The sequence below is a fragment of the Thiothrix sp. UBA5583 genome, from assembly GCA_002425225.1.
Lineage (GTDB): Bacteria > Pseudomonadota > Gammaproteobacteria > Thiotrichales > Thiotrichaceae > Thiothrix > Thiothrix moscowensis.
Window position 1 is genome coordinate 96,016 of record DILV01000007.1, and the last position, 25,690, is coordinate 121,705.

The following is a 25,690-nucleotide window of genomic DNA, read 5'->3' on the forward strand; positions in this document are numbered from 1 at the left end:
TCGTCGATGGGCTTGAGGAATGTATGTCAGTTCTCACCTTTGCAGAAGCTTCCCACTTGGTTTCTCGCACCGGGTTTGGTGCGGAATGGCAAGTGATTAAACAGCTTGAAGGTAGAAATCGTCAGGATGCGGTTGAGCATATCCTGAACGTTACCCCTTCTCCGCTCAAACCACCGCCCAACATGACACCATGGTACAAGCTGGAGCCAATGCGTCTGACGGATGCGGAAAGCCGCAAGCGGGCATGGATGATTTCCCAGGGAGAAGGCAAACGCTTGCAGGCATGGTGGCTTGAACAGATGCTGGCAACCCGCTCGCCCTTTATCGAGCGCATGACTTTGTTCTGGCACAGTCATTTCACGTCTTCCATCCAGAAAACCCTGCAACCCAGCCTGTTGCACAAACAGAACCTGTTGATCCGCCAGCACGCATTGGGTAATTTTTCTACTTTCCTGAAAGCCATCGCCAAGGATCCAGCCATGCTGGTGTACCTAGATGGTTATCTGAACGTCAAGGATCACCCCAATGAAAACTTTGCGCGTGAGTTGCTGGAGTTGTTTACTCTCGGGCGTGGTCATTACAACCAAGCAGACATCAAGGCGGCTGCCAAGGCATTTACTGGCTGGAATGTAGACAATAGTAACGGTCAGTTTGTCACCAGAGCGGATTTGCATGACAAAAGCACGGTGACATTTTTGGGCAAAACCGGCAGTTTCAATGGTGACAGTATCATCGACATCCTGTTGGCGCATCCCCGCACGGCAGAACGCATTTGCGAGAAAGTGTGGAATGGTTTTATCAGCAGCAGCCCGCCGAATCCGGCAGTCATCCAGAGTTGGGGGCAGTCTTTCCGCGCTTCTGGTTACGACATCAGGGGCTTGATGCGCACGGTGCTGAATAGCGAGACATTTTGGGATGTGCGTAACCGGGGAACCTTGGTCAAATCCCCTATCGACATTCTGGTCGGTACGGTGCGGATGATTCCTTACCCGCGTGAATCCACCACGGAATTGTTGAACCTGTGCCGCTTGCTGGGGCAAGAATTGTTTGATCCTCCCAATGTCAAGGGTTGGGTCGGTGGCGATCACTGGGTCAGTACGCAAACCTTGTTGATCCGCCATTCCTATTTGTCCAAACTTTCACGTGGCAATCTCAACGAGCGTGTTGAGACAGGTCTGAATTTGCCCGATGTGCCTCCGGCTCAGCTAATGGAATGGCTGTTGCCGGTCAAACCTTTGCGGTCATTGCCGGATATTCCGGGCGACCGTCGGTTAGTCAGGGCATTGCTGCTGGATCCTGCTTTTCAGGTGACCTGAATACGGGTCTTGCGATTTTTTGAGTTGAGGGTGTGTGCAAGTGAATCGACGCGAGTTTTTGGGAGTGGCAGCCGCGCTGCCGTTCATGGGCCTGTTGCCGGAACAGGCACTTGCTGCCGCAGGCCAGCGGGTGCTGGTGCTAGTCAAGCTGGCGGGTGGCAATGATGGCTTGAATACACTGGTTCCATATACTGATCCGCTGTATTACCAGTATCGCCCACGTGTGGCAGTCCCCAAGCATCAGGTGCTAGACATTGGGCAGAACATGGGGCTGAATCCCTACATGAAAGCGCTCAAACCAGCCTGGGATGCGGGAGAACTGGCTTTTGTCCAGGGCGTAGGCTACCCAGGCAGTGATTTGTCCCACTTCCGCTCCTCTGATATTTGGGAGGCAGGTTGTGGGGCAAACGAATATGCGAGCGAGGGCTGGCTGGCTCAGGTCATGCCGGGATACAAATCCGGCTTGCACGGCATTATCCTCGGCGAAAGCATGGGGCCGCTGGCAGGCAAGGATTGTCATACGGTTGCCATGCAAAGCCCGCAGGTATTCCTGAGCCAGATTGATTTAGTTGATAATATTACACCCAATCGGCAAACTCCCGCACTTGCCCACCTGACCAATATCCAGCAGCAATTGTATGATGCAGGCCAGCAATTGCGCAGCAAACTGGCACGTCCGGTTGCGCTGGGCGTCAACTTTTCAACCAGTGACTTGGGGCGTGATCTGGAATCTGTTGCCAAAATGATTCTCAGCGGTGTGGACGCAGCGGTTTACATGGTAACACTGGATGGTTTTGATACTCACGCTAGTCAGGTCAATACCCAGGGCAACCTGCTCAACCGTCTGGGTGTGGCGCTGGATTCGTTTGCCCAGGCCATGAAGCGGGGTGGTCGCTGGAATGACGTGCTGGTTGTTACCTATTCCGAATTCGGGCGGCGTGTGCAGGAAAATCATGCCGGGGGAACAGACCACGGTACGGCTTCCGTGCAAATGGTCATGGGTGGCAAAGTACGTGGCGGCCTGTACGGCGAAGCACCACGCCTGCGAGAACTGGACGCAGATGGCAATTTGCATCATACACTCGACTACCGGGCAGTCTACGGTACGTTGACGCAAAACTGGTTGCGTCAACGCAACCCTTGGTCATCATTTGGCACAGTGCCGTTTGTTTGAGTTTGGTTGGCGGTTTCCGGCATAATCCGCCTTCCAGTTATCAATAAAAAGGCCGTGCCATGTGGTTCAAAAACCTCTACCTGCTGCGTTTCAGTAGCGAATTCGCCATGTCCCCCGAAGAGTTGCATGATGCTTTGTCATCCCGCCCGTTTCTGGGTTGTGGCAAGGAGTTGCGTGAGGCGTCCGGCTGGGTATCACCACTGGGGCGCAACAGTGAACAACTGGTACATGCTGCCAATGGCTACATCCTGCTGACGCTGGCGCATCAGGAAAAAATGCTGCCTGCTTCGGTTATCCGCGAAGAGCTGGAAGCCACGGTTGCAGAAATCGAGGAAAAAGAAGGGCGCAAGCTCGGCAAACGCGAAAAGCAGGATTTGCGTGACGAAATCGAATTTGAACTATTGCCCCAAGCCTTCACCCGCACCAAAAAAATTGACGCCTGGATTGATCCGCAGCACGGCTGGATGATCATCAACACTTCTTCCAGCACCCAAGGCGAACGCTTGACCCACCTGTTGCGCAACACCATTGGCAGTTTGCCGGTTGTACCACCCAAAACCGATGTCACCCCTGTCACCCTGATGACCCAGTGGCTGGCTGATGAAAGCAGCCTGCCTGCACCGTTTGCCTTGGGTGAAGATTGTGAATTGCGCAGTCAGGGGGAAGAGCAAAGCGTGGCTGTATTCAAGCGTCACGAGCTGACGGCAGAAGAAGTGCAAGCCAATCTGGCCGCAGGCAAAACCGTTTCCAAACTGGGGCTGGTGTGGGATGAAAAGATCAGTTTCATCCTGAGTGAAGATCTGGGCATTCGCCGGGTACGTTTCCTCGATGTGTTGGAAGACAGCCTCAAGGATGCTGACCCACAGTCACACGCCGAAAAACTGGATATTGAATTCAGCCTTATGACCGGCGAAGTCAGCAAGTTGCTGGCTGACCTGATGAAATGCTTTATTGCCGACCAGCCCGAAGCAACCAAGCCTTAAACGTATTACAGGGCAGCCCTGATTGTTTCGATCCGGGCTGTCTGGCTGGCAAGAGCACTTGCTGGCATCCCCCCCAAAGCAAGCCACTGTTTCAGCAACGGCATGGCTTGCTCTGTCGGGCTGCGGGTTTCCTTGCGGCTGAGCATGGCTTCCGATAGGTGGGCAAGCTGGTATTGCATCCGTACTTGCTGGAATTCTGCCGGGCTAGATAGTTCCAGCAGGATTTCCAGTTGCAGACACAGGCTTTCACCGGTCGACTGGTTGGCTGCTTGGGTAGCCGTGTCGGTTTCGACCTGTTTGTTCAGGTCAGACTGGGTAAACAGTGCGTCCAGCTCAGCCTGTTTCTGTTGCTTGCGTTCCTGTTCGCGCTGGCGCTGTTCTGCTTCCTGTCGGGCAGTTTCGGCCTGACGTGCCTGATATTCATCGCGTTTCTGCTGACGCTCTTCGCGGGAACGGGCAAATAGGGCATCAATCGGTTCACGGAACTGTTTCCACAAACGTTGTTCATCGGCAGGGCGTGCGGCAAGCGTAATTTGCCAGCGAGCTTGCAATGGCTTGACCTGTTCTATGGCTTGGGCAGCATCAGGGTATTCCAGCAGGGTTTTGGCTTCTTCCACCAGTTGAACTCGTTCTTGCCAGTTGCGTTGGCGCTCACTCTGGAAGTGGGTTTCCAGCGCGTCCATCGCAGCATTGAAGCGCTGGTTGACGGTTTTCCAGTCCTTGTGGCTGATTGTGCCGGTTTCTTTCCACTGGGTGCGCAACCGGTTGACTTCAGCCTGTTGCTGCCGCCAGTCGACTACATTTGCCCAGTCGGTGGTGCTTTCCATGCTTTCCAGTTGGGCACAGAGGGCATTGCGCTGGGCAAGGTTGGTTTCACGCTGTTGGGCTTGTTCGTTGAAATGCTGCTTGCTGGGTTCGTAGGCAGCCGTTACGCTGGCATCGAAGGTTTTCCACAAGGCGCGTTGCTGCCCCGGCTCCATGTGGGCGAGTTTGCGCCATTCGTCACGCAGGGATTGTACCTTGCGGGCGCGTTCCTGTGGGTCAAGCTCTGCGTCATTACGCAAATGGTCGGCTGTTTCGATCAACTGCTTGCGTACTTGATCTGTTCCCCAACGTCGCCAGTCTTGCAGCTCGCGGATATAAGGTGTAAGTGCCTGCAAGCGGTTGCGGCAGAAAGCCAGTTGCTTGTGGGGAATGCCCGTGGTTTCTTTCAGGCGCTGGTGCAGGGCATGGTAGATGTCAATTGCTTCGCCGTATTGCTCGGCTTCCAGGTGCTTGTCCAGGGTTTGCAAGCCGTCTCGCAGGTGCTGGAGTGTTTCTTCCAGATGAGCCTGTTGCTGTTGTTGTTGCTGGCGTTCCCTGGTTTTGGCTTGTTGCTCGCGTTCCTGCTGTTCGCGTTCGTTTTGGGCGACCTGTTCGGCAAGGGCGGCGGCTTCAGCTTGTAATCGAGCCTGTTCGGCTGCCTGAGTTGCCCGTTCCTGTGCCAGTTGCGCCTGTTCCGTTTCATAGATGGCAAGTTGCTGCTGGAAGGTGCTCAGGGCATTCTGAAAGCGTTCCTGTTGTTCAGTGGATACTTGTGTAGTGATGCTGGCCCAGCTTTGTTGGAGGACGCGGGAACGGGTCTTTTCCTGTTCCCATGAGGCGTTTTTCCCTAGAGATACAGCTTCGGCACACAGTTTTTCAATATGTTGCTGACGTTGTTGTTCCTGTTGGAGTTGTTCGCTGCGTTCCTTGAACAACTGGCGCAGACGTTTGTTGTTTTTGCCGTGGCTTTTTTCCAGTGTTTTCAGCTTTTCAATATCGCTGATCCGGCTGGCTGCCAGAAACTGGATTTCCTTGGAAGGATCCGTATTGGCGATGTCAAACAACATGTCTTCGTCGTTGAGAGAACCAATAGCCTGATGGCGCAGTTTGACACCCCGCATGAAGTCACGAGCAATGCTGCGTAGCAGGGTAGGGTTTTGCAACCAGTGGAACACGTCTGCCAGCAGATGGTCGTGATGGTGGTCAGTTGCTGCCAGCCCAACCAGGCGCTGGCGGGCACGCTCACCGATAGAGCCGGACGTATGCCCCAGTTGCACCAGGGTCGGCAGATGTGCAAGGCGCACAACGGCTTCCATCCGCACTGACATGTCGGGGTCGGTCTGTGCCAGCTTGATCAGTTCCACACTGTCGCCCGCCAGACTGTTTATTGCCTGAATACGGACTTTGGCGTCCTTGTGCAGCCATTTTGGCTTGAAAAAATTCCCTAACATCGCTACTTCACTTCTGCTTTTGTCCGCAAGGTTCGGTTTTTTATACTTATTTCACGCGCATTCCGGGTGTTGCGCCGTTATCCGGGGTGAGAATGAACAAATCCTTGCCGCCGGGGCCTGCCGCCAGCACCATACCTTCCGATACACCGAAGCGCATTTTACGGGGGGCAAGATTGGCGACCATCACTGTCAGGCGACCTTCAAGATCGGCAGGATCATACGCTGATTTTATGCCCGCGAATACATTACGGGTTGCGCCCCCCAAATCCAGCGTCAATTGTACCAGTTTGTCCGCCCCCTTGACGTGTTCTGCCTTGATGATTTTGGCGATACGCAGGTCGATTTTGGCAAAGTCGCCGTATTCAATCACCGGACTGATCGGGTCATCCACCAGCGGGCCGGTGGGTTTGGCAACTTCTGTCGGGGCAGGTATAGCCTGTTTGTTGTCTTCGAGCATGGCTTCTACCATTGCAGGTTCCACTCGTGTCATCAGGGCTTTGAAGGTGGCAATTTCTTGGGTTAGCAACGGCTGGGAAATACTGTTCCAGTCCAGTTCACCAGCATTCAGGAAACTTTCTGCGTCTGCTGCCAGTTGGGGCAATACCGGCTTGAGGTAGGTGATAATGGCGCGGAACATGTTGATGCCTTGCGTACAAACCGTTTGCACATCGCTAAGGCGTTCAGGGTCTTTTGCCAATACCCACGGTTTTTGTTCGTCAACGTACTGGTTAGCTTTGTCAGCTAACGCCATGATTTCACGCATGGCCTGATTGTAGCGGCGGGTTTCGTAAAGCTCGGCAATACGTTCGGAAGCGTCGCTAAATTCCTGATATAAAGCGGCATCTGGTAGCGCCTCTGCCAGCTTGTTGTCAAAACGCTTGTTGATGAAACCAGCACATCGTGAAGCAATATTCACAACTTTGCCAACCAGATCACTGTTGACCCGTGCTACGAAATCTTCAAGGTTGAGGTCGATGTCATCCACGCCGTTGCTGAGTTTGCTGGCGAAATAGTAACGCAGCCATTCCGGGTTCAGGTGCTTGAGGTAGCTTTCTGCCTGAATGAACGTGCCGCGTGACTTGGACATTTTCGTGCCGTTAACGGTCAGGAAACCGTGGCAGTTGACAGCAGTCGGCGTGCGGAACCCTGCCCCGTGCAACAACGCAGGCCAAAACAAGGTGTGGAAATAAGCAATATCCTTGCCGATGAAATGGTAGACCTCGGCATCAGAACCCGGTTGCCAGAATGCATCGAAATCCAGGCCAGTGCGATTGCACAAGTTCTTGAAGCTCGCCAGATAGCCAATCGGCGCATCCAGCCACACGTAGAAATATTTATCGTCTGTATCCGGGATTTTAAAACCCCAGTAAGGCGCATCGCGGGAAACGTCCCAGTCGCTCAGGCCATTGTCAGATTCAAACCATTCCATCTGCTTGTTGGCGATTTCTTTCTGTACTGCGCCGCTGGACAAAAACTCGCGCAGGAACGCCTCGAAGTGCCCCAGTTTGAAGAAATAGTGCTCGGTTTCTTTCTCGACAGGTTTGGTTCCTGAAATTGCCGATACCGCATTTTTCAGGTCGGTCGGCGAATAGGTTGCACCACACACCTCACAGTTGTCACCGTATTGGTCTGCTGCCCCACAGCGAGGGCATTCACCCTTGATGAAACGGTCAGGCAGGAACATTTTCGCTTGTTCATCGTAAGCCTGGCGGATGGTGCGCTTTTCGATATGCCCGTTGTCACGTGCTGCCTTGTAAATAAACTCGGCAAAATAACGGTTTTCGTCGGAATGCGTGCTGTAATAGTTGTCAAAGCCAACCTTGAAACCGGCGAAATCACGCTGGTGTTCTTCACCAATGCGGGCGATTAGCTGTTCCGGGGTAATGCCTTCCTGCTGCGCACGCAACATGATCGGTGTGCCGTGGGTATCATCGGCGCATACGTAGTAGCATTCATTACCACGCAGACGCTGGAAACGTGCCCAAATGTCAGTCTGTATGTATTCCACCATGTGACCGATGTGGATCGGGCCATTGGCATAAGGTAGGGCACTGGTGATGAGGATTTTTCTTGTCTTCATGGCAATATTCGGCATTCCTTGATGAGCCGGAAAGGGTAGCAGGTTGCAGGGTGTTTCGCTACATGGATGAATCCGGTAACAAGCTGATTCGGGTCATTCCGGTGAGGCGATTTATCCTGACTTCCACTTCACAGTATTCGGTTTGTTCGCACAGGGGTGTGGGGTCATCGGCACAGCAGCTCCCGGCGATGACGCCTGCATAGAAAATTCCAGCCTTGATTTGCAGCAAACTGGCGGTTGCCGTGGTTTGCAGGACAATGACCCGGCGCGGGCTATCACTGACATGGCTGCTATGAGCCAATGCCTGTTGCAGGGGCAATTCAGCAACATCGAGTTGCTGAACGGCTTCTGCGAAGACGCGGGAAAAATCAGGTGTTGCCCATGCCTGCAAAACTTGGGGCAAGGTAATCACGGTTTTTCCCATTCAGGTTTGCGCATGACGTATTTGGACGGTGCTGCAACTTTTTCCCACATGACCACCAGTATCAGCGAGGCAAGGAAACAAACCAGTTCAGCCAGTGTGCGTACCCCGTTGCTGTTGACCCAGCTATCACGCAGGCTTTGCCAGTCAGACGGTGGTACTGAGGGATTCCACGCCAGCATTTCCTGATGCAACGGAATGATGGTGATAACACTTACCCAGTACACCCCCACAAAGTGGAGCAGGGCAACAAATAGCCAATACATGGCCATACGCCGACAGCTTTGCCATGCTGCCATCGCAGCAGAGAGGAAGAGAAAGATAACTGCGCCAAAAAACAGCAGGGCAAAACCGTAATTACTGATGGTCTGATTCAGCTTTTGTTGTAGCTGGATATAGGTGGACGCATCCAGTTGTTGCATGGCAGGTGCAAGATCCAGCGTATTACCAAGGAATACGCCGGACAGCAGACCAGTCATGATGACCGCAGCAATTTGGGGAATGATGAGAAATTTGGGTGTCATGATTGCACTCAATGGCGGAAGTGGCGCATTCCGGTAAACACCATCGCCATGCCATGCTCGTTGGCGGCGGCAATGGTTTCTTCGTCACGCATGGAGCCACCTGGCTGGATCACGGCCTTGATGCCTGCGGCTGCTGCGTTGTCGATGCCATCACGGAACGGGAAGAAAGCATCGGAAGCCATCACGGAACCCGGCACTTCCAGACCCGCGTGTTCGGCTTTGATACCTGCAATCCGCGCTGAATTCACCCGGCTCATCTGGCCTGCACCTACCCCGATGGTCATGTCATTTTTGGCGTAAACAATGGCGTTGGATTTGACGAACTTGGCAACTTTCCACGCAAATTGCAGGTCACGCAGTTCTGCCTCGGTTGGCTGGCGGGTAGTGACTACTTTCAGGTCGTCCAGCAAAGCGATGTCGGCAGTTTGCACCAGCAGGCCGCCGTTGACACGTTTGAAATCCAGCCGGTTGGCGTCACCCGCACCCCACATGTCCACCGTCAGTAGGCGCACATTCTTTTTCGCCGCCACCGCTGCCACTGCTTCGGGGGAAACGCCCGGTGCAATGATCACTTCCACAAACTGGCGGTCAACGATGACTTTGGCGGTTTCACCATCCAATGGCTGGTTGAAGGCGATGATGCCGCCAAACGCTGATTCCGGGTCGGTGCTATAGGCGCGGTTGTAGGCTTCCAGCAGGTTTGCACCCATTGCTACCCCGCACGGGTTGGCGTGCTTGACGATCACGCAAGCTGGAACACCATCAAACTGCTTCACGCATTCCAGAGCGGCATCGGTGTCGGCGATATTGTTGTAGGACAGTTCCTTGCCCTGAATCTGGGTAGCGGTAGAAATGCTGCCAGCGGGGGCGTTGTATTCGGCATAGAACGCACCGGCCTGATGGCTGTTTTCACCGTAACGGCAGTCCTGTTTCTTTTGCACTTGCAGGCTGAAGGTGCGCGGGAACTGGGTCGGTTGCTCGTGGCTTGCGCCATCCACCCGTGCGCCGAAGTAGTTGGCAATCATGCCGTCATAGCGGGCAGTGTGCTCGAATGCCTTGATGGCGAGGTCGAAACGGGTTGCCGGGCTGATGCAGTTGCCGTCGGCTTCCATTTCGGCCTGGATGCGTGCGTAATCACCCGGTTCGGTGACGATGGTGACGTGGGCGTGGTTCTTGGCGGAAGCACGCACCATTGTCGGGCCGCCGATGTCGATGTTTTCCACGGCGTCTTCAAACGAGCAGCCGGGTTTGGAAACAGTGGCTTCAAACGGATACAGGTTGACCACGATCAGGTCGATGCGTCCGATGCCGTGTTCTGCCATCACGGCGTCGTCCGTGCCACGTCGCCCGAGGATGCCGCCGTGGATTTTCGGGTGCAGGGTCTTGACGCGCCCGTCCATCATTTCCGGGAAGCCGGTGTGGTCGGACACTTCGGTGACAGCCACGCCGTTGTCTGCCAGCAGTTTTGCCGTACCGCCGGTGGAGAGGAGTTGCACACCTTGTGAATGCAGGAAGCGGGCAAATTCAAGGACGCCGGATTTGTCGGAAACGCTCAGCAGGGCGCGGGTTACGGGCAGGTTGGATGCAGTGGTCATCGTGTGTGAATCCTGGGGCGAAAAACGCGCTATTGTAGCGGTTTGCGGGCAAGCACGGAATAGCCGCCATCAGTGGTGTTGTTTAGTCGCGGCTTGCCATCTGTTACACTGCGGCGCTTTCAACCCGACCGTTGACAAGGAGAGACGCATGGCGGAAATGAGTTTGCTGACCTATATCCTGAGCCACCCACTGGTATGGTTTGGCTGTGGCCTATTCATGGTGGCAAGCCTGCTAGTGCTTTCTGGCAAGTTCAGCAAGCGCGACCCTGCGCTGCTGTACACCTTTGTGGCTGCGGTGCTGATCGTGCTGATGGGGGTGGCCTCGGCCATGACCCGGATGCAGCAGGACAAGCTGGAGGCGCAACCGCCAGCAGCAGCGGAGCAGGTTGCGCCAAAATAGTAAGTTGATGTGAAGAGGGGGAGGGTTTTCTTCTACAACTTCCCCTGAATAAACCCAACAATTTCCGCCACCGGCACTTTCACCGCATCGCCGCCACTACGCGCCTTGTACTCCATCTCGCCAGCCTGCAAGCCACGCTCAGAGATAATGACCCGATGCGGAATCCCCAGCAGTTCGTGGTCGGCAAACATTGCCCCAGGCCGCAGCGCCCGGTCATCCAGCAGCACATCCACCCCGGTGGCTTGCAGTTGTGCGTACAGTTCTTCCGCTTTTGCAGCCACATCGGGCGATTTCTGCATATTCAGCGGGGCAATCACCACGGTGAACGGCGCAATCGCCGCAGGCCAGCGGATACCGAATTCGTCGTTGTTTTGTTCGATGGCAGACGCCACCACGCGGGAAACACCGATGCCGTAGCAACCCATGGTCATGACTTGCGCCCGCCCGCTTTCGTCCAGCACGGTGGCATTCATTGCTGCGGAGTATTTCTTGCCCAACTGAAATATATGACCGACTTCGATACCGCGCACGATGGAGAGTGTGCCGCAACCATCCGGGCTGGGGTCGCCTTCCATCACGCTCCGCAGGTCGGCAATCTGGGGCAAGGCGACATCGCGTTCCCAGTTGATGCCGAACAGGTGTTTGCCATCGACGTTTGCGCCAGCACTGAAGTCGGACATGTTCACCACGGTGCGGTCAGCGATGACCGGAATCTTCAAGCCCACCGGGCCAAGCGAACCAGGGCCAGCACCGATCAGTTCACGGATTTCGTCTTCGCGGGCGAAGCGCAAGGGGGCAGCGACTTCCGGCAGTTTTTCCGCCTTGATTTCGTTGAGGGTGTGGTCGCCACGCACCAGTAGGGCGATAAAGTCGGCTTCACTGTCTTCCGCCGCTGCCACGATCAGGGTTTTGACGGTCTGTTCAATCGGCTGCTTGAATTGCGTTACCAGTTCTTCAATGGTTTTGGCGTTGGGGGTATCGACTTCGCGCATGGCTTCGGTTGGTGCAGCACGTTCCGCAATCAGGCAAACGGCCTCCGCCAGCTCGATATTGGCGGCGTAGTTGCTGCCAGAGGCAAAGGCAATCGCGTCTTCACCCGAATCTGCCAGCACATGGAATTCGTGGGAGGCATTGCCACCGATGGAGCCGGTATCGGCTTGTACCGGGCGGAAATCCAGCCCCAGCCGCTGGAAGATACGTGAGTAAGCGGCATACATCGCGTCGTAGGTTTCCTGCAAGGATTCCTGGGTCAGGTGGAAGGAGTAGGCATCCTTCATCAGGAATTCCCGCGCCCGCATCACGCCGAAACGTGGGCGCACTTCATCGCGGAACTTGGTCTGGATTTGGTAGAAATTGATCGGCAACTGCTTGTAACTGTTCAGTTCCTTGCGGGCGTAGTCGGTGATGATTTCTTCATGGGTTGGACCATAGCAGAAATCGCGCTGGTGGCGGTCGCGGATGCGCAGCAGTTCTGAGCCGTATTTTTCCCAACGACCGGATTCCTGCCACAGTTCGGCGGGTTGTACCGATGGCATTAGTACTTCGATTGCACCGGCATTGTTCATTTCTTCGCGCACGATGGCTTCGACCTTGCGCAATACCCGCAGGCCATACGGCATCCAGGTGTACAGGCCGGAAGCGAGGCGGCGGATCATGCCTGCCCGCAGCATCAATTGGTGGCTGATGACTTCAGCGTCTGCCGGGGTTTCGCGCAGGGTGGTGAGGGGGAATCGGGAAACTCGCATGGTGGTATCTTTATCCGGTATGGGAAACCAGCGATTATAGGATTGACCAGGGTTTTTCGGAACCCCTGATAGACTGTCTGTTGAGGGATGTTGCCAGTGCAGCACGGTACGCTTTGACAGGTTGTACCGTGCTGCTGGCGGAAAGGGTCTAGATTTTTGCCCGCACGTAAGTGCCTGGGGCGTCACCGATAGCTGGCAACTTACCAGAACCGGGGATGCGGGCATCGACTTCTTCGCTTGAGAACGTGCCTACCCAGCGGTTCCAGTCATGCCACCATGACAAATCCACTTTGGTGGCATCAAACAGCCAGTCATCTGCATCGGCTTCCAGCGTATCATTCACCCAATGCCCGTATTTGTTGGCAGCAGCAGGGTTGACGATACCGGCAATGTGACCTGATTGCCCCAGGATAAAGCGTACCGGCCCAGCGAACAGTTTTGCACCTGCATAAGTGCTGCGCCATGGGGCGATGTGGTCATCATGGGTGGAGACAAAATAGACCGGAGTGTCGACTTTGCTCAGGTCAATTGGCGTGCCAGACAGGGTTATACCATTGGGTTTGCACAGACAGTTGTTCAGGTACATGTTGCGCAGGTAGTAGCTGTGCATCGCCGCAGGCATCCGCGTACTGTCTGAGTTCCAGTACAGCAGGTCGAATGGCATCGGGTCATTGCCCAGCAAATACAGGTTTACAAAGAATGACCAGATCAGATCATTGGCACGCAACATGTTGAAGGCAGTGCCCATATCCTTGCCATCAAGGTAGCCACGTTTATCCATGCGTTTTTCCAGTGAGCCGACTTGTTGTTCACTGAGGAAAACGCCGATTTCGCCGGGTTCGGAGAAGTCCAGCAAGGTCGTGAAGAAGGTGGCGCTTTTTACCCGGTCATCGCCGTTGGCTTTCAGGTAGGCAAGGGTGGCAGCGGTCAGCGTACCGCCGAGGCAATAGCCTATCAGATTGAGGTCACGTTCGCCTGTCGCAGCCTCGACGGCATCCATCGCGGCAATAGCGGCTTGCATGTAGTCTTCAAAGTTCAGGTCGCGGTGCTGGCTGTCCGGGTTGACCCATGAAATCATGAATACGGTGTTGCCTTGATCAACTGCCCATTTCACAAACGAGTTCTTTTCGCGCAGGTCGAGGATGTAATACTTGTTGATCCAAGGTGGCAGGATCAGAATCGGGCGCTGACGTACTGTAGCAGTCGTGGGAGTGTACTGGATCAGTTCCAGCAGTTCGTTTTTGAATACCACTTTGCCGGGGGTGGTGGCAATATCGCGCCCCAGTTCAAACGCTTGCATATCCGTCATGCGGATGCGTAGCTGACCATCCTGGAAATCATCCAGCAGGTTGCGCATCCCTTTCACCAGATTTTCACCATTGCTATCGAGGATGGCTTGCCATACCTGCGGATTGGTATGGGAGTAATTGTTGGGGGCAAGTGCGTCAATCATACTGTTGATGAAGAACTCGGCTTTTTTCGCATCCTGCTCAGACAGACCGTTGGCGGTTTGTGCCAGGGTTTTCCAATATGTCGACAAGTTCAGGTAAGACTGAATCAATACTTCGGTGAACTGGTGTTCTTGCCATGCGGGGTGTTTGAAGCGTTTGTCCGTCACAGCTGGTAAATCAGGTGACAAGTGGCGGAAACCAAGCCAGCGGGCAGTCGTATGCTGCAATAGGCTGGTCTGGTTTTTGAACAGTTCCAGGTTGGCTTGCATGACGGCATTGGGGTGCAGGAACAGGTTCATGCCCCACTTGGTCATTGCCTTGGTAAAGCTGGTGTCGCTGGGCGCGGCAGCATCTTTGGCATTGTTGCTGGCAGTCACCAGAAAGCGGGCAATGAATTGTTGCCACAGCAATAATGCCGTCATGACATTGGTTTGTAACAACACCGGATCGGTTGAATGTGTCGGTTTTTGCGCAAGCTGTTGCATAGTCAGGGATTCCGTAAGTGCAAGCTGGGGTAAATGATAGGTATGTGACAATAACCACTTTATGGGGTGATTGTCGACAATTTTATAGAGATGTATCGTTGGCAAGCGCAGCGTAGGTAGCTCTTCATTTTTCGCCTGCTCGTGATTTACCGATGGAGCGGCTTAAAATAATCACCGGAATAATCCCCGCTGCCACGATCATCAGCGACGGCAAACCAGCATCCGCCAGACGTTCGTCCGACGCCAGTTCATATGCCCGCACAGCTAGCGTATTAAAATTGAACGGGCGCAAGATCAGGGTGGCAGGCAATTCTTTCAGTACATCCACGAACACCAGCAGCAGGGCAGTCAGCAATGTGCCTTTCATCAGCGGTAAATGCAGTTTGTGCAACACCCCAAAGGCACTCAAGCCTAGCGAACGTCCGGCATTATCCACAGTCGGTTTGATCTTGCCCAAACCGGCTTCCACCGTTTGCAGCGACACCGCCAGAAAACGCACATTGTAAGCAAACAGCAGGGTAAACAGTGTACCGCTTAGCAGCAGCCCGACACTGCTTCCTAGCCATTGCTTGCTGAGGTGGTTCAGTTGGGTATCTAGCCAGGCAAACGGGATCAGCACCCCAATCGCAATCACGGTTCCCGGTACGGCATAACCCATTGCCGCCACCCGCACACTCAGGCTGGTCAACGGGTCATTGTTCAGGCGTTTGCCATAACCCAGAATCAATGCCAACAGTAGTGCAAACAAGGAAGCAAGGCTTGCTAGCATCAGGCTGTGCCACACCAGATTAATGAAATCGCCATCCACCCCATCTTTGGCAACTGTCACGCTCCAATACAGTAATTGCCCAACTGGAATGACAAAACCCAGCAGCAAAGGCAGGGCGCAAACCAACACCGCTAGCCATGCCATGCTCCCCGTCAGACGGTATTTGGGGATGCGCGAGTACTTGCTGGATGTATGGTGATACCGCGCCCGGCTGCGTGACCAGCGTTCCAACAGGATCAGCACGAACACAAAGCCCATCAGCAATGCTGCGAGTTGCGAAGCCGCCGCATGATCACCCAGCCCGAACCAGGTGCGGAAAATGCCGGTGGTAAAGGTGGAAACTCCGAAATATTGCACCGTGCCAAAGTCCGCCAGTGTTTCCATCAATGCCAGCGACAAGCCGGTAATAATCGCCGGGCGTGCCAACGGCAAGGCAACCCGGAAGAAACTTTGCCACTGGTTTGCCCCCAATGTACGGCTGACTTCCAGCACACAAATCGACTGTTCCAGAAACGCGGCGCGTGCCAGCAAATATACATAGGGAAACAGCACCAGCGACAGCATGGTGACTGCCCCACCGAGTGAACGCACATTCGGGAAGTAATAATCGCCATATTTCCAGCCCGTTACCTCACGCAACAGGCTTTGTAGCGGGCCGGAAAAATCCAGCATCCCGGTGTAGGTGTACGCGATGATGTAAGCAGGCATCGCCAGCGGCAGCAGCAATGCCCATTCAAACAGACGCTGCCCTGGGAAGCTGCACATGCTGTTCAGCCATGCAGCGGGAAGACCCAGCAGCAATACGCCAAAGCCGACACCTAAGACCAGCCACAGCGTATTCAGCAGGTAATCGGTCAATACGGTATCGCGCAAGTGCTGCCAAACTTCAGGTGCAGGCACAAACACATAGCCAAACACGGCAAGGATAGGCAGGGCAGTAAGCAGCGCCATGCCCAACAGCACGGCGCGCCACAACAACGGTTTTATTTCCAACCGGCTTTATCCATGATCTTGACTGCTTCGGCGTTGTTTTTGCCGAGTTCGCTGAGGTTTACGCTATCCGCTTTGAATTCCCCCCAGCTCTTGAGCATCTCGCTGGCGGCAACACCGGCTTTCACCGGGTATTCCTGATTGGCTTCGGCGTACCATTTCTGCGACTCGTCGCTGACGAGGAATTCCATCAGTTTGACGGCGTTATCCTTGTTTTTGGCAACCTTGGTGACAGCCGCGCCGCTGATATTGACATGGACGCCACGGTCTTGCTGGTTAGGCCAGAAAATCGCAACTTTTTCCGCAGCAGCTTTGTCTTCTGCTTCTTCACCTGTCAGCATCTGCCCGTAGTAATAGGTGTTGGACAAGGCAATGTCGCATTGTCCAGCCGCTGCTGCCTTGATCTGGTCACGGTCGCCACCTTCGGGTGGGCGGGCAAAGTTTCTGACGAAACCCTCTGCCCACGCCTGGGTTTTTTCCACCCCGTTGACCGCAATCATCGAACCTAGCATGGACTGGTTATAAATATTGTCGGATGAGCGTACACAGATACGACCCTTCCATTTTTCGTCAGTCAGGGCTTCGTAAGTGGAAAGTTCTTCCGGTTTTACCTTGTCTTTGACGTAGAAAATCGGGCGGGCGCGGGAGGTCAAGCCAAACCATTGGTTGGCAGGATCACGCAGCGTTGCGGGAATGTCTTTTTTCAGGGTTTCGGATTCCACTGGCTGGGTTAGACCCATTTCCACCGCACGGTGTAAACGACCCGCATCAGCAGTCATCAGCAGGTCAGCAGGGGTATTTTCACCTTCGAGTTTGAGGCGTTCCAGCAGAGCATCGTCTTTGCCGGTGACAAGGTTGACCTTGATGCCGGTGGATTCGGTGAATTTGTCAAACAGTGGCTTGATCAGTTGCTCCTTGCGGGAAGAGTAGACATTAACTTCGCCATCGGCAAAGGCAGGGGCAGCAAGGCTGGCAACCAAAATAGCTAGTGTGATTTTTTTCAGCATTTGAGAGTTCCTATGGTCTAAGAATGCAAACAAGATGGATTTGCATTATCTACAAAATCATCTTGAATGCAAGTATTTCTCATTACCAAGGGTTAAAATGCGTAAGACAGTTGTGCGGTGAGGGTTCTGTCTTGTTCACCCTGATAGCTTTTGGAACGGATTAGTTCGACTGCCCCGGAAATGTCCTTGTAGATAGGCTGCCGGTAAGCAGCACCGTAGTATTCTTTGGGCAAACCGATGTCTTCGGCTTCCTTGGTCTGGTTCCATGCAAGCGCGACCGTGCGGTCATTGTTCAGATCAAAATTAGCTTCCAAATGAGTGGCAGAGGGCTTGGCATCAGTAGTGATGCTGCCATCCAAGTCACCTGCCTTAAATGATTTGCTGGCAGTGACATGTTCGCCCAGCAGGGTAACGCGCCCAAGCTTGACAGAGCCGTTGAGGCCAATGGCAGGAACCTCAGAATCCATTAGGCTGGAAAGATAGTCAACGCCAACACTAGCCTTTTCTGTGCTGTAGCCAACCCGTGCGCCGTAGCCATTTTCTGCTTCGCCTTCAAACCCATAAATGCTGGCATGGATGTTGCCGTTTTTGCCGGAGGCTTCCAATACTTTGTCGAGACGGGTTTCGCTTAAATCCAGGGTCAATGGGTCAGAAACCATAGCGCTTTCAAACTTGCCAAACGGCAAGTATTTTTTACCGGTCGTTATGTCCAGTTTTTCATCGGGCAGGGCGTGCCATGTAACGAAGGCTTCGTCGATTTCCAGCGGTGTTTCTACTTCGTGCAAACCTTCTTCGTATAGCCATGAGGTTGTGATGTCGAATTTGTCATTTGGCTTTATCACTGCACCCAATGCGCCTGTTGCTAGGGCAGTGCCATAATCATTGCCCGAGTCGCCCCGGTTTGCGCCGTATTCCAGCTCGATTGTGCCGAATACTTCCAGTTGGTCGCTGACCTCGACGGCGAGTGCAGGAGTAGTCAGGGCTGTTGCTATCAGGGTTGTAAGTAGTTGTTTTTTCATCATCATGCTCTATAAATTGTCGGTTAAAAGGTTAGATCGGTTGATGCTTTTTTATGCCAGTACCAGATGATTGTCCCAAAGCTTGTCCTGGAACTGGTGTAACAGGCTGGCAGAACTAGCCAGTGTTTGTGAGGGAAAGGTATGAATACCACCGGTCGCATCTGATACCAAAAACTGGCGATGATTGGGCAGAAAGGCAATGCCACTCGGCTCTGGTAGTGGGTGGGCGTGCAGAAAGCGGCGTTCGCGGGTACTCCAGAAACTGGTGTGGTTGCCGCGCGGTGACGATACCGCAAGTATTTGTTGTTGCGGGTCATACGCCAAATCTGCCATATAGCCGTTGAAGCGGGCAACATCCGTTGTACTGATGTCAAGCAGTTGCAAATCGCCGCCCTGTTCCTGCCAAGCTACCAGCGAGGCCGGTTGCTTACGGTACAAGTCGCCTTCGTATTGCAACGCCACCCCAACACAGCCATCAGCAGTAGCAATCAGGTGGCGGATACTCAGGTGGTGGTCGGGCAAGCGGTATTCGTCGATTTTCTTGCCGGTTTGCACATCAATGTAGACCAGTGAGGGTTGCATGGTATCGAGGTTGAGTTTGCGCCGCCCGAAATCGGGGTGTTGCTCGATACCGCCATTCGCAACCACCAGGGTTTTACCGTCGGGCATCAACTGTAGATCGTGAGGATCAAGCCCGTAAGTGTCGTATTCACCGATAGGTTGGAAGGTGTGGCTGTCGCGGATACCGAGTACCCCGCGCTTTTCGTCGTAGGCATTTTCAGTGGTGAAGAGTACATCACAATTGGTTGAGAAGCAGCCGTGACCGTTGAAATGCCGCCCCGCTGTCGCGGAGATAGTCCTCACCCCCGTGCCTTCTCCCTCAGGGGAAGAGAGGACGAATTCTACCACGGCGCATTCAAAAGCAGGTCGTCTCCCAAATAGCAAGGCACTGTTGTTCGTCAATGGTAGTACCGCATGACCCCGCACCGGCACAGCAACCGTCTGCACCTGTCCGCTTGCAAGTTCCACACGGCTGAGAAAATGCCCACCTGCCGGGTTATCGTTGGCGGAATACAGCCGTTTGGGGGCAGGAGGGGCGGCAGTAGCACGTTTCATTAGTTCATTGACGGCAATGGCTGTGCCTAAGACTCCGGCAGTGGTCAGCCACAGGAAAGTGCGGCGGTTCATGCTTTAATCCCCGTCATTGTCGTTGAAGCCGAGGTTTACCCCGAGGATTTTTGCCAGTTGCAACTTGACCCCGTTGAGTATGTCGTTGCCCAGAAAATAGTAGCCTTCCAGTTCTTTGCTTTGCCCGGTGCTGACCAGCGTGAACGGGTCTGTCTGGGGTTGTGGCAGCTTGAGATAGTTGTCCAGACGTTGTTCCATCGCGTCGGCGACAAATTTTTCCGCCCCGCTACGGTTATGTTCGCGTAGCCACTGTAGCAAGCCGCCATCACGCAGGATGCGTTGCATACCTTCCACATTGGCGCGTATCACCTGGATGGAATAGCCGCTGCGCCAGGCTTCCAGTTGGTAGGCGTTGGAAGTGTTGATGACTTCCTGTTTGCCACCGGTATTGAGGTCGACACCCTTGCCCAGCGGGTTGCCGATACGGTTTTTGGTGGTTTTCTCGGCAGACTGGTATAACTTACCCACCAGCAGGTCAATCACTTGTTGCGCATTGGCGAAGGTGGCATTGCCAGGTGTGCGGAAGGCGGTAGCGTAACCCTTGCTGTCTTTCAGCCAGCCATCGGCAATGGTGCTGATGTCCTGGTGCAGCAGTTGGCTGGCAGCTTGCACATAGGCGCACCGGCGTTTGCCTGCCTCACCTTGAAAGGCGGAGAGTTGCTCGGTTTCGGTTTTGTCACGGTCAAACAACAGAAACTCCAGCGTGCCCAAACCTTGCCCGCCAACCCCGGATTTATCGACCAGTTCCGGCGTCATGGGCAAGTCATCGGTCAGCAGACGGCTGATGATCAACTTTTTAGGTGGATTGAAGTTGATGCGGAAATCCACTTGCTCTTCGACTGCCGGGCCAAACAGCAGGGCATCTGTGCGATGCCAGGCCAGCAGAGTTTCACCCCAGCCTTCACGCAACACCTTGAATTTTTCCGCGTTTGGCTCGCTACAAAAGGCTTTGCTGCGTTGCTCTAGGGTGTTGGCAGTGACTTGCAGTTCGCGGTACAGCGGGATGATGGCGTTATTCACCAGTCTGCCTAGTAATACCTCGGTATCTGTTAGGGGTACTGCCGGGTTGGGGGTGGTTTCTGCTGCAACAAGAGTGGGCAGGAATAGCAAGCAGAATAAAAGTTTTTTCAACATCGTCATTCTCACAGGGAATTCAGGAAACGCAGCAGCGCTTCCCGTTCGGGTTTGCTCATGGATAGTACGTTCTGTTTCGTGCTTTCGGCTTCGCCACCGTGCCAGAGAATGGCTTCCAGCAGATTGCGGGCGCGTCCGTCATGCAGGAAACGGGTGTGTCCGCTGATTGTTGCGGTCAAGCCAATCCCCCACAGTGGCGGTGTGCGCCATTCACTGCCACTGGCGGCAAATTCCGGGCGGTTGTCTGCCAAACCTTCGCCCATGTCATGCAGCAACAGGTCGGAATAAGGCTGGTGCGGCTGGTTTGCTAACGCCGGGAAGTCGGGGATATGGCAAGCGGCACAACCGGCTTGCTGAAACAGTTTCTGCCCTTGCAACACTTGCGGGTCATTCACTTCGCGGCGTGGTGGCACAGGCTGGTGGGTCACGTGGTACACCACGGTTGCCAGCAGGTCGTCAGGGATTTCGGGTTTACCGCCTTCCGGCAGTTTCAGGCAATCACGTTGCGCAATAGTGCAGGGCTGCACAGGGAACAGGCTAGAGGTAATACCAATGTCATTACGGAAGGCATCGGCACTTTGCTGCTGGATGCTTGGCTGATTGGCTTTCCAGCTAAACCGCCCCAACACGGTTTTCTGCGCGGCTATATCCCAAATGTGGTTGGGTTTGCCGGAAATGCCGTCAGCGTTGCGGTCGTCAGGGTCGGCATTGGCAAGGATCTCTGCTGCCGGGATACTTTCCAGCAAGCCCATCCCCGCCAGTGGCGGGGCAACGCGGGCAGAAAAACGGGTATCAGCGGCAAATGCACCGTAGTTGGGCTGTTCAATGTGCAATTGTGGCTTCAGCAGGGTATAGCTTTCACCATCCCGAAATTGCCCGTGCACTTCGGTATGGGTGAAGCGTGGTGTACCTTCCCCCGGCAAACCTTTAATCCCGAAGGGCTGCAAATGGTCGCCATATACCGGGTCAGGTGCAATACCCAGTGTTTTAGCTTGTGTCTGTTGTTCGGCGCTTTGTGGTGGAATACCCAGTTTCACGATGGTTGAGATAAAAGGCTCGGTATCTGTCAGGGGTGGATGCCCGCGCCCGTGCCCGATGTGACAGGCAAGGCAGCTATTGGCTTTGAACAGTGGCCCCAAACCATCCCGTGCGCTGGTTGAGGCAGGCGCAATCACCCACGGTTGCTGGAAGAATGCGCCGCCAACGGCGAAATCTTCGTGCTGCTGAGGTTTGTCACCGCTATTGGCTAGCCCTGGCAGCATGAACAGGCTGCTCAGGGCAATGGCTATTGTTGATCTCATAGTTATCCTTGAAGAAACCCCTCACCCCCTAACCCCCTCTCCCTCAAGGGGCGAGGGGGAACAAGAATGATGACCTCTTAGCCCCTCTCCCCTTGAGGGACGACCCCTCAGGGGGCTGGGTGCGGGGTTGGGGTGAGGGGTTCTTTTCATCCACCAAATGAGTCGCTGCTCTCCGGGTTGAGGTTGTCAATGCCCAGCACTTTGGCAGCCGCTTCAATGTCACCGGTCTGGCTGCGCAGTGCCGCAATCGCTGTCTTGATGCGTTTGTTGCCATCCTTGTTGTCGGCAGTAATTTGCTGGTCGAAATGTTCGCCGTTTTTCGCGGCGGTTACAATCGCTTCGACCTTTTGTTGGGTGTCGGCAAGTTTCCCCACCAGGGTTTCGCTGACTTTGGCATCCTTGGCGGCAAGCAGTTGGGCAAGGCTTGTGCCGGTTACTGTTGTGCCGTTGGTGCGGGTGTAAGTGCCGTTGAAAATATTTTGGATGCTGCGGGCATTTTCGGCGATGTCGTGGTGGGTGTTGTCGCTGAAACAGGAATGTTCGTCTTCCTGTGAACGTGCCAGCAACGCTACGTTCATGCGCTCACCAGCCAGTTCGCCGAGGCTGAGGCTGCCCATGCCAAACAACATGCGGCGCACGGCTTCCTGTTCGTCGATGGCGAGGAAGGCTTTGCGGTAGTTTTCTTTGCCGGATGCCCAGTCATCCGCCATGGTTTGCAGGTCGGCAACCAGCAGGTCGGTGGCGGCTTTCAGGTATTCCGCGCGGCGTTCGCAGTTGCCGTTGGTGCAGGCATCAGCCTTGGCGTAGTCGGTGTGGGGGCGCTTGCCAGCATCCTGTGGGTTTTCGTTGAAATCCTGACCCCACAGCAGGAATTCGATGGCGTGGTAGCCAGTGCCGACATTAGCTTCGGAACCGCCTTTTTCATTCAGGGATTTCAGCAGTTCAACATTGATCGGGTCTTTGCCAGCGATGATGTTGGCGCTGGCAAACGGGTTGCCTTCCTCGTGGTCGTAACTGTCCTGCTTGACGTAATCAATCAAGCCTTCGTCCAGTGGCCAGGCGTTGACCTGACCTTCCCACTCATCCACGTTTTTGTTGCTGAAGCGGAAGGCTTCGGTTTGCCCGTAAGGTATCCGTGCTGCCAGCCAGGCGTCTTTGGCTGCTTGGTGGGTTTCAGCACTGGGGTTGGCGATAAATGCATTGATTTTGTCCTGCAAGATTTTGGCGGTTGCTAGGGCATCGTCAAAGCTGGCATGGGCAATATTGACGTAAGTTTCCATGACCGCTTTGGTGCTGATGGTATCGGCTTGCACAAGGGGCGCAGTGGTGGCTAACAGGCTTCCGAACAGGGCAGCAGATACAAGCTGGCGAATACGTTGCATAAGTTGGTTTTCCGGGCTGGTAAAATAAAGGTCTGGCTGGGGCAGAGGAGGCTGGCTGGCTTGACCGAATGCATTGAAGGGTTATTGGTTGCGCGGGGATTCAGACAGGTCGTCAAGCGTTGGCTGTTTGTCTGCGTCATCATCAGCGGAGGTCAGGATCAGATTGCCCCGGCGGGTAATGGTCAGACAATAAGGACGCTTGCCGTGCTGAAGGATGATCTTTTTGCAACCACGCATCAATTCTTCCAGATTGATCCGTTTGGGTTCTACATCCGACATTCTCAAGGCTCCAGTCATCATGCGAATGCACCTTGCATCAGGTTGAAGTCAAAGGTTTCAGGGTTGAGGGTTTCGTCGATTACTTCGCGGGCATGGTGTTTGCAGCGTCCGCAACACGTGCCGACTTTCAGCTCTTGCTGGATGGCCTCCAGTGTGTCGTGGCCTTGTTTGACCGCTTTCTTGATGGCTTTGTCGGTCACGGAATGGCAAATGCAAACGTACATACACTTCCCCTAAACAGTAATCATTCTTAAAACAAGGCGGATGATAACCATCCCTATTTACAAATGCAAGTGGTTCTCAGTGCATTTGTGAAAATGAGAAAAATTCTCAAAAAAATTCTTGAATCAAAAACAGGGATCATTATCATTTAGTCCATCGAACAGGTTTTGCCTCTCCTCAAAACGGCAACCAAAGTAGTCAAGCCATGTGTACCGTAACTCCACGCTAGCCAGACTCACTTTTCGCAAATACAGACGCGGAGGTGCGTGATGACGTTTTACATCAATGCTTGGCTGGATCGGGTTGACCCCTTCATCAGCCTGCATAACCGCCACACGGGTGAAGTAGTGGCGCGGTTTGACAAGGATGAAGTGCGGGAATGCCTGGAACAAGGCGATTTCTGCGTGAATGAATTGTGTAACCCCAGCCAGCGGGTACAGCAGGAACTGGTCAAGTGTTTGTTGCTGGCACAATGTTCCCAGCAGGTAAGGCAACAATTGGAGAGCATTTACCGCAGCTTTTTCCCACCACCTGCTAGTGCGGAGATCATTCCTTTCAGGGCGAAGCAGTCTGCCATGCTAGCGTATGAGCAGGGTTACGCCTGAGTTAAAGTGTGTACAACCTGTCAGGTTAGCCTTGATAAAAATAACTCTGACCTGACAGGAATCCTGGTTCCTCTAGGAATTTTGAAACATCGTTGGGGGCGCAAGCCCCTTTATTTCTTGTCAGTCTGTTGACCTGCATCAATTGTAATGCAAGTTGTTCTCATTTATATTGCGAAACTCCTGAACTGTTGCGGATAGCTCAACCCATGCGTGCCGTCATTCCCTGCCTGCTGTTATTGCCCCTCGCTGCCAATCCCTTGCTGGCTGAGGACAAACCCGTCGCCACCAAGGCCGAACTGGGCGAAAAACTGTTTTTTGATGTCAACCTGTCGAAAAACCGTACCCAGTCCTGCGCTACCTGCCATAACCCGGAACACGGTTTCGTTGATAACCGTTCCACTAGTGTCGGCAAGGCGGTGTCACTGGGGGATGATGGCAAATCACTGGGCGACCGCAATGCGCCAACGGCGGCTTATGCCAGTCTCAGCCCGGATTTCCACCAGAACAAACAGGGCAAGTATGTGGGCGGACAATTCCTCGATGGGCGGGAAAAGGACTTGGCAGGGCAGGCAGGTGGCCCACCCACCAACCCGCTTGAAATGGGGATGCCCGACAAACCAGCCGTGGTGGAACGGCTCAAGGAAAATGCGGCTTACGTCAGCGCTTTCAAACAGTTGTTCGGCGACACCGTGTTTGAGCAGCCGGAAGTCGCCTATGCCGCGATGGCGGAAAGCCTTGCCGCGTTTGAAAAAACCGACCGTTTTGCCCCGTTCGATTCAAAGTATGACCGTTACCTGCGTGGTGAGGTGGACTTGACCGATCAGGAATCCTTGGGGGAATCACTGTTCTTTTCCAACCAGTTCACCAACTGTAATCGTTGCCACCAGTTGAAAGCATTCCCCGGCAGTGAGGGTGAAACCTTCAGCAATTACGAGTACCACAACCTTGGTGTGCCAACCCATCAGGCGGTGCGTGAGGCTAATGGCAAGGGCAAGGATTTTGTGGACAAGGGACTGCGGGAACACCCGGATGTCAAGGATGACAAGGAAACAGGCAAGTTCAAGGTTCCCACCCTGCGTAATGTGGCGATTACCGGCCCTTACATGCACAACGGGGTATTCAATGACCTGAAAACGGTGGTGCTGTTTTACGACCAGTTCAACAACAGCGAACGCAAGCTCAACCCGGAAACCGGCAAGCCGTGGGATGCGCCGGAGGTGGATGAAAATCTGGCGTTAAAGGAAAAGGATTTCCAAGCCCCGGCATTGAAGGATAGTGAAGTGGATGCACTAGTGGCTTTTATGCAAACCCTGACTGACCAGCGTTATGAGCATCTGCTGGAACAGGATTGACACAAGCGTAATA

Annotated in this window: 22 protein-coding genes; 6 read left to right on the forward strand and 16 right to left on the reverse strand. The window is 54.1% G+C overall.

The window, feature by feature from the left end; all coding sequences use genetic code 11:
- Positions 1 to 23 precede the first annotated feature (23 nt).
- From B2U47_RS01685 to B2U47_RS01695, 3 genes are read left to right on the forward strand one after another with little or no spacing between them, the layout of a single operon-like run.
- A complete protein-coding gene (locus tag B2U47_RS01685; protein ID WP_296677343.1) occupies positions 24 to 1,316 on the forward strand; it encodes a DUF1800 domain-containing protein in 1,293 nt (430 codons plus the stop codon).
- Positions 1,317 to 1,350: 34 nt separating this feature from the next.
- Positions 1,351 to 2,490 (forward strand): DUF1501 domain-containing protein, encoded by a 1,140-nt coding sequence (locus B2U47_RS01690; RefSeq protein ID WP_296677341.1) that lies wholly within the window; start codon positions 1,351 to 1,353, stop codon positions 2,488 to 2,490.
- Between the two features lie 59 nt (positions 2,491 to 2,549).
- Positions 2,550 to 3,473: a recombination-associated protein RdgC gene (locus B2U47_RS01695; RefSeq protein WP_296677340.1), complete on the forward strand. Its 924-nt coding sequence runs from the start codon at positions 2,550 to 2,552 to the stop codon at positions 3,471 to 3,473.
- A 5-nt stretch (positions 3,474 to 3,478) separates the two neighbouring features.
- Here the strand turns inward: B2U47_RS01695 and B2U47_RS01700 are convergent, their stop codons facing one another.
- From B2U47_RS01700 to purH, 5 genes are read right to left on the reverse strand one after another with little or no spacing between them, the layout of a single operon-like run.
- The gene (locus tag B2U47_RS01700; protein WP_296677338.1) at positions 3,479 to 5,728 is read right to left on the reverse strand and encodes a DUF349 domain-containing protein; all 2,250 of its coding nucleotides are present in this window, start codon (positions 5,726 to 5,728) and stop codon (positions 3,479 to 3,481) included.
- 46 nt (positions 5,729 to 5,774) lie between these two features.
- Positions 5,775 to 7,808: a methionine--tRNA ligase gene (gene metG / locus B2U47_RS01705; RefSeq protein WP_296677336.1), complete on the reverse strand. Its 2,034-nt coding sequence runs from the start codon at positions 7,806 to 7,808 to the stop codon at positions 5,775 to 5,777.
- Positions 7,809 to 7,866: 58 nt separating this feature from the next.
- Positions 7,867 to 8,220, reverse strand: coding sequence for a hypothetical protein (locus tag B2U47_RS01710; protein ID WP_296677335.1), 354 nt, complete (start codon positions 8,218 to 8,220; stop codon positions 7,867 to 7,869).
- Positions 8,217 to 8,753 carry an anthrone oxygenase family protein gene (locus tag B2U47_RS01715; RefSeq protein WP_296677333.1) on the reverse strand — a complete coding sequence of 179 codons (537 nt, stop codon included), beginning with the start codon at positions 8,751 to 8,753 and terminating at the stop codon, positions 8,217 to 8,219. Before B2U47_RS01715 ends, B2U47_RS01710 begins: the two co-directional genes overlap by 4 nt.
- An 8-nt stretch (positions 8,754 to 8,761) precedes the next feature.
- Positions 8,762 to 10,348 carry a bifunctional phosphoribosylaminoimidazolecarboxamide formyltransferase/IMP cyclohydrolase gene (purH, locus tag B2U47_RS01720; RefSeq protein WP_296677331.1) on the reverse strand — a complete coding sequence of 529 codons (1,587 nt, stop codon included), beginning with the start codon at positions 10,346 to 10,348 and terminating at the stop codon, positions 8,762 to 8,764.
- A gap of 148 nt (positions 10,349 to 10,496) precedes the next feature.
- On the opposite strand from purH, the gene B2U47_RS01725 reads away from it, so the two are divergent.
- Complete coding sequence (locus tag B2U47_RS01725; RefSeq protein ID WP_296677329.1) at positions 10,497 to 10,748, forward strand: hypothetical protein; 252 nt, start codon at positions 10,497 to 10,499, stop codon at positions 10,746 to 10,748.
- A gap of 32 nt (positions 10,749 to 10,780) precedes the next feature.
- Here B2U47_RS01725 and B2U47_RS01730 read toward each other — a convergent pair whose 3' ends face one another.
- The 11 genes from B2U47_RS01730 to B2U47_RS01780 form a co-directional block, all read right to left on the reverse strand.
- The gene (locus B2U47_RS01730) at positions 10,781 to 12,493 is read right to left on the reverse strand and encodes a proline--tRNA ligase (RefSeq protein ID WP_296677327.1); all 1,713 of its coding nucleotides are present in this window, start codon (positions 12,491 to 12,493) and stop codon (positions 10,781 to 10,783) included.
- A 148-nt stretch (positions 12,494 to 12,641) separates the two neighbouring features.
- The gene (locus B2U47_RS01735; protein ID WP_296677325.1) at positions 12,642 to 14,429 is read right to left on the reverse strand and encodes a PHA/PHB synthase family protein; all 1,788 of its coding nucleotides are present in this window, start codon (positions 14,427 to 14,429) and stop codon (positions 12,642 to 12,644) included.
- Positions 14,430 to 14,553: 124 nt separating this feature from the next.
- The gene (locus tag B2U47_RS01740; protein WP_296677571.1) at positions 14,554 to 16,149 is read right to left on the reverse strand and encodes an ABC transporter permease; all 1,596 of its coding nucleotides are present in this window, start codon (positions 16,147 to 16,149) and stop codon (positions 14,554 to 14,556) included.
- 32 nt (positions 16,150 to 16,181) lie between these two features.
- Positions 16,182 to 17,195, reverse strand: coding sequence for a Fe(3+) ABC transporter substrate-binding protein (locus B2U47_RS01745; RefSeq protein ID WP_296677324.1), 1,014 nt, complete (start codon positions 17,193 to 17,195; stop codon positions 16,182 to 16,184).
- A gap of 92 nt (positions 17,196 to 17,287) precedes the next feature.
- Positions 17,288 to 18,214 carry a hypothetical protein gene (locus tag B2U47_RS01750; protein ID WP_296677322.1) on the reverse strand — a complete coding sequence of 309 codons (927 nt, stop codon included), beginning with the start codon at positions 18,212 to 18,214 and terminating at the stop codon, positions 17,288 to 17,290.
- 51 nt (positions 18,215 to 18,265) lie between these two features.
- Positions 18,266 to 19,402: a DUF1513 domain-containing protein gene (locus B2U47_RS01755; protein WP_296677320.1), complete on the reverse strand. Its 1,137-nt coding sequence runs from the start codon at positions 19,400 to 19,402 to the stop codon at positions 18,266 to 18,268.
- Between the two features lie 3 nt (positions 19,403 to 19,405).
- Entirely contained in the window at positions 19,406 to 20,536 is a 1,131-nt protein-coding gene (locus B2U47_RS01760) for an imelysin family protein (protein ID WP_296677318.1), read from the reverse strand.
- 8 nt (positions 20,537 to 20,544) lie between these two features.
- The gene (locus B2U47_RS01765) at positions 20,545 to 21,837 is read right to left on the reverse strand and encodes a di-heme oxidoredictase family protein (RefSeq protein ID WP_296677315.1); all 1,293 of its coding nucleotides are present in this window, start codon (positions 21,835 to 21,837) and stop codon (positions 20,545 to 20,547) included.
- Positions 21,838 to 21,983: 146 nt separating this feature from the next.
- Positions 21,984 to 23,219 carry an imelysin family protein gene (locus tag B2U47_RS01770; protein WP_296677311.1) on the reverse strand — a complete coding sequence of 412 codons (1,236 nt, stop codon included), beginning with the start codon at positions 23,217 to 23,219 and terminating at the stop codon, positions 21,984 to 21,986.
- Positions 23,220 to 23,300: 81 nt separating this feature from the next.
- Positions 23,301 to 23,498, reverse strand: coding sequence for a hemin uptake protein HemP (gene hemP, locus B2U47_RS01775; protein ID WP_296677306.1), 198 nt, complete (start codon positions 23,496 to 23,498; stop codon positions 23,301 to 23,303).
- Between the two features lie 17 nt (positions 23,499 to 23,515).
- Positions 23,516 to 23,722, reverse strand: a complete 207-nt coding sequence (locus B2U47_RS01780; protein WP_296677304.1) for a (2Fe-2S)-binding protein — start codon at positions 23,720 to 23,722, stop codon at positions 23,516 to 23,518.
- A 267-nt stretch (positions 23,723 to 23,989) separates the two neighbouring features.
- On the opposite strand from B2U47_RS01780, the gene B2U47_RS01785 reads away from it, so the two are divergent.
- Positions 23,990 to 24,325 (forward strand): hypothetical protein, encoded by a 336-nt coding sequence (locus B2U47_RS01785; RefSeq protein ID WP_296677302.1) that lies wholly within the window; start codon positions 23,990 to 23,992, stop codon positions 24,323 to 24,325.
- Between the two features lie 206 nt (positions 24,326 to 24,531).
- Positions 24,532 to 25,677: a cytochrome-c peroxidase gene (locus B2U47_RS01790; protein ID WP_296677299.1), complete on the forward strand. Its 1,146-nt coding sequence runs from the start codon at positions 24,532 to 24,534 to the stop codon at positions 25,675 to 25,677.
- Positions 25,678 to 25,690: the final 13 nt, after the last annotated feature.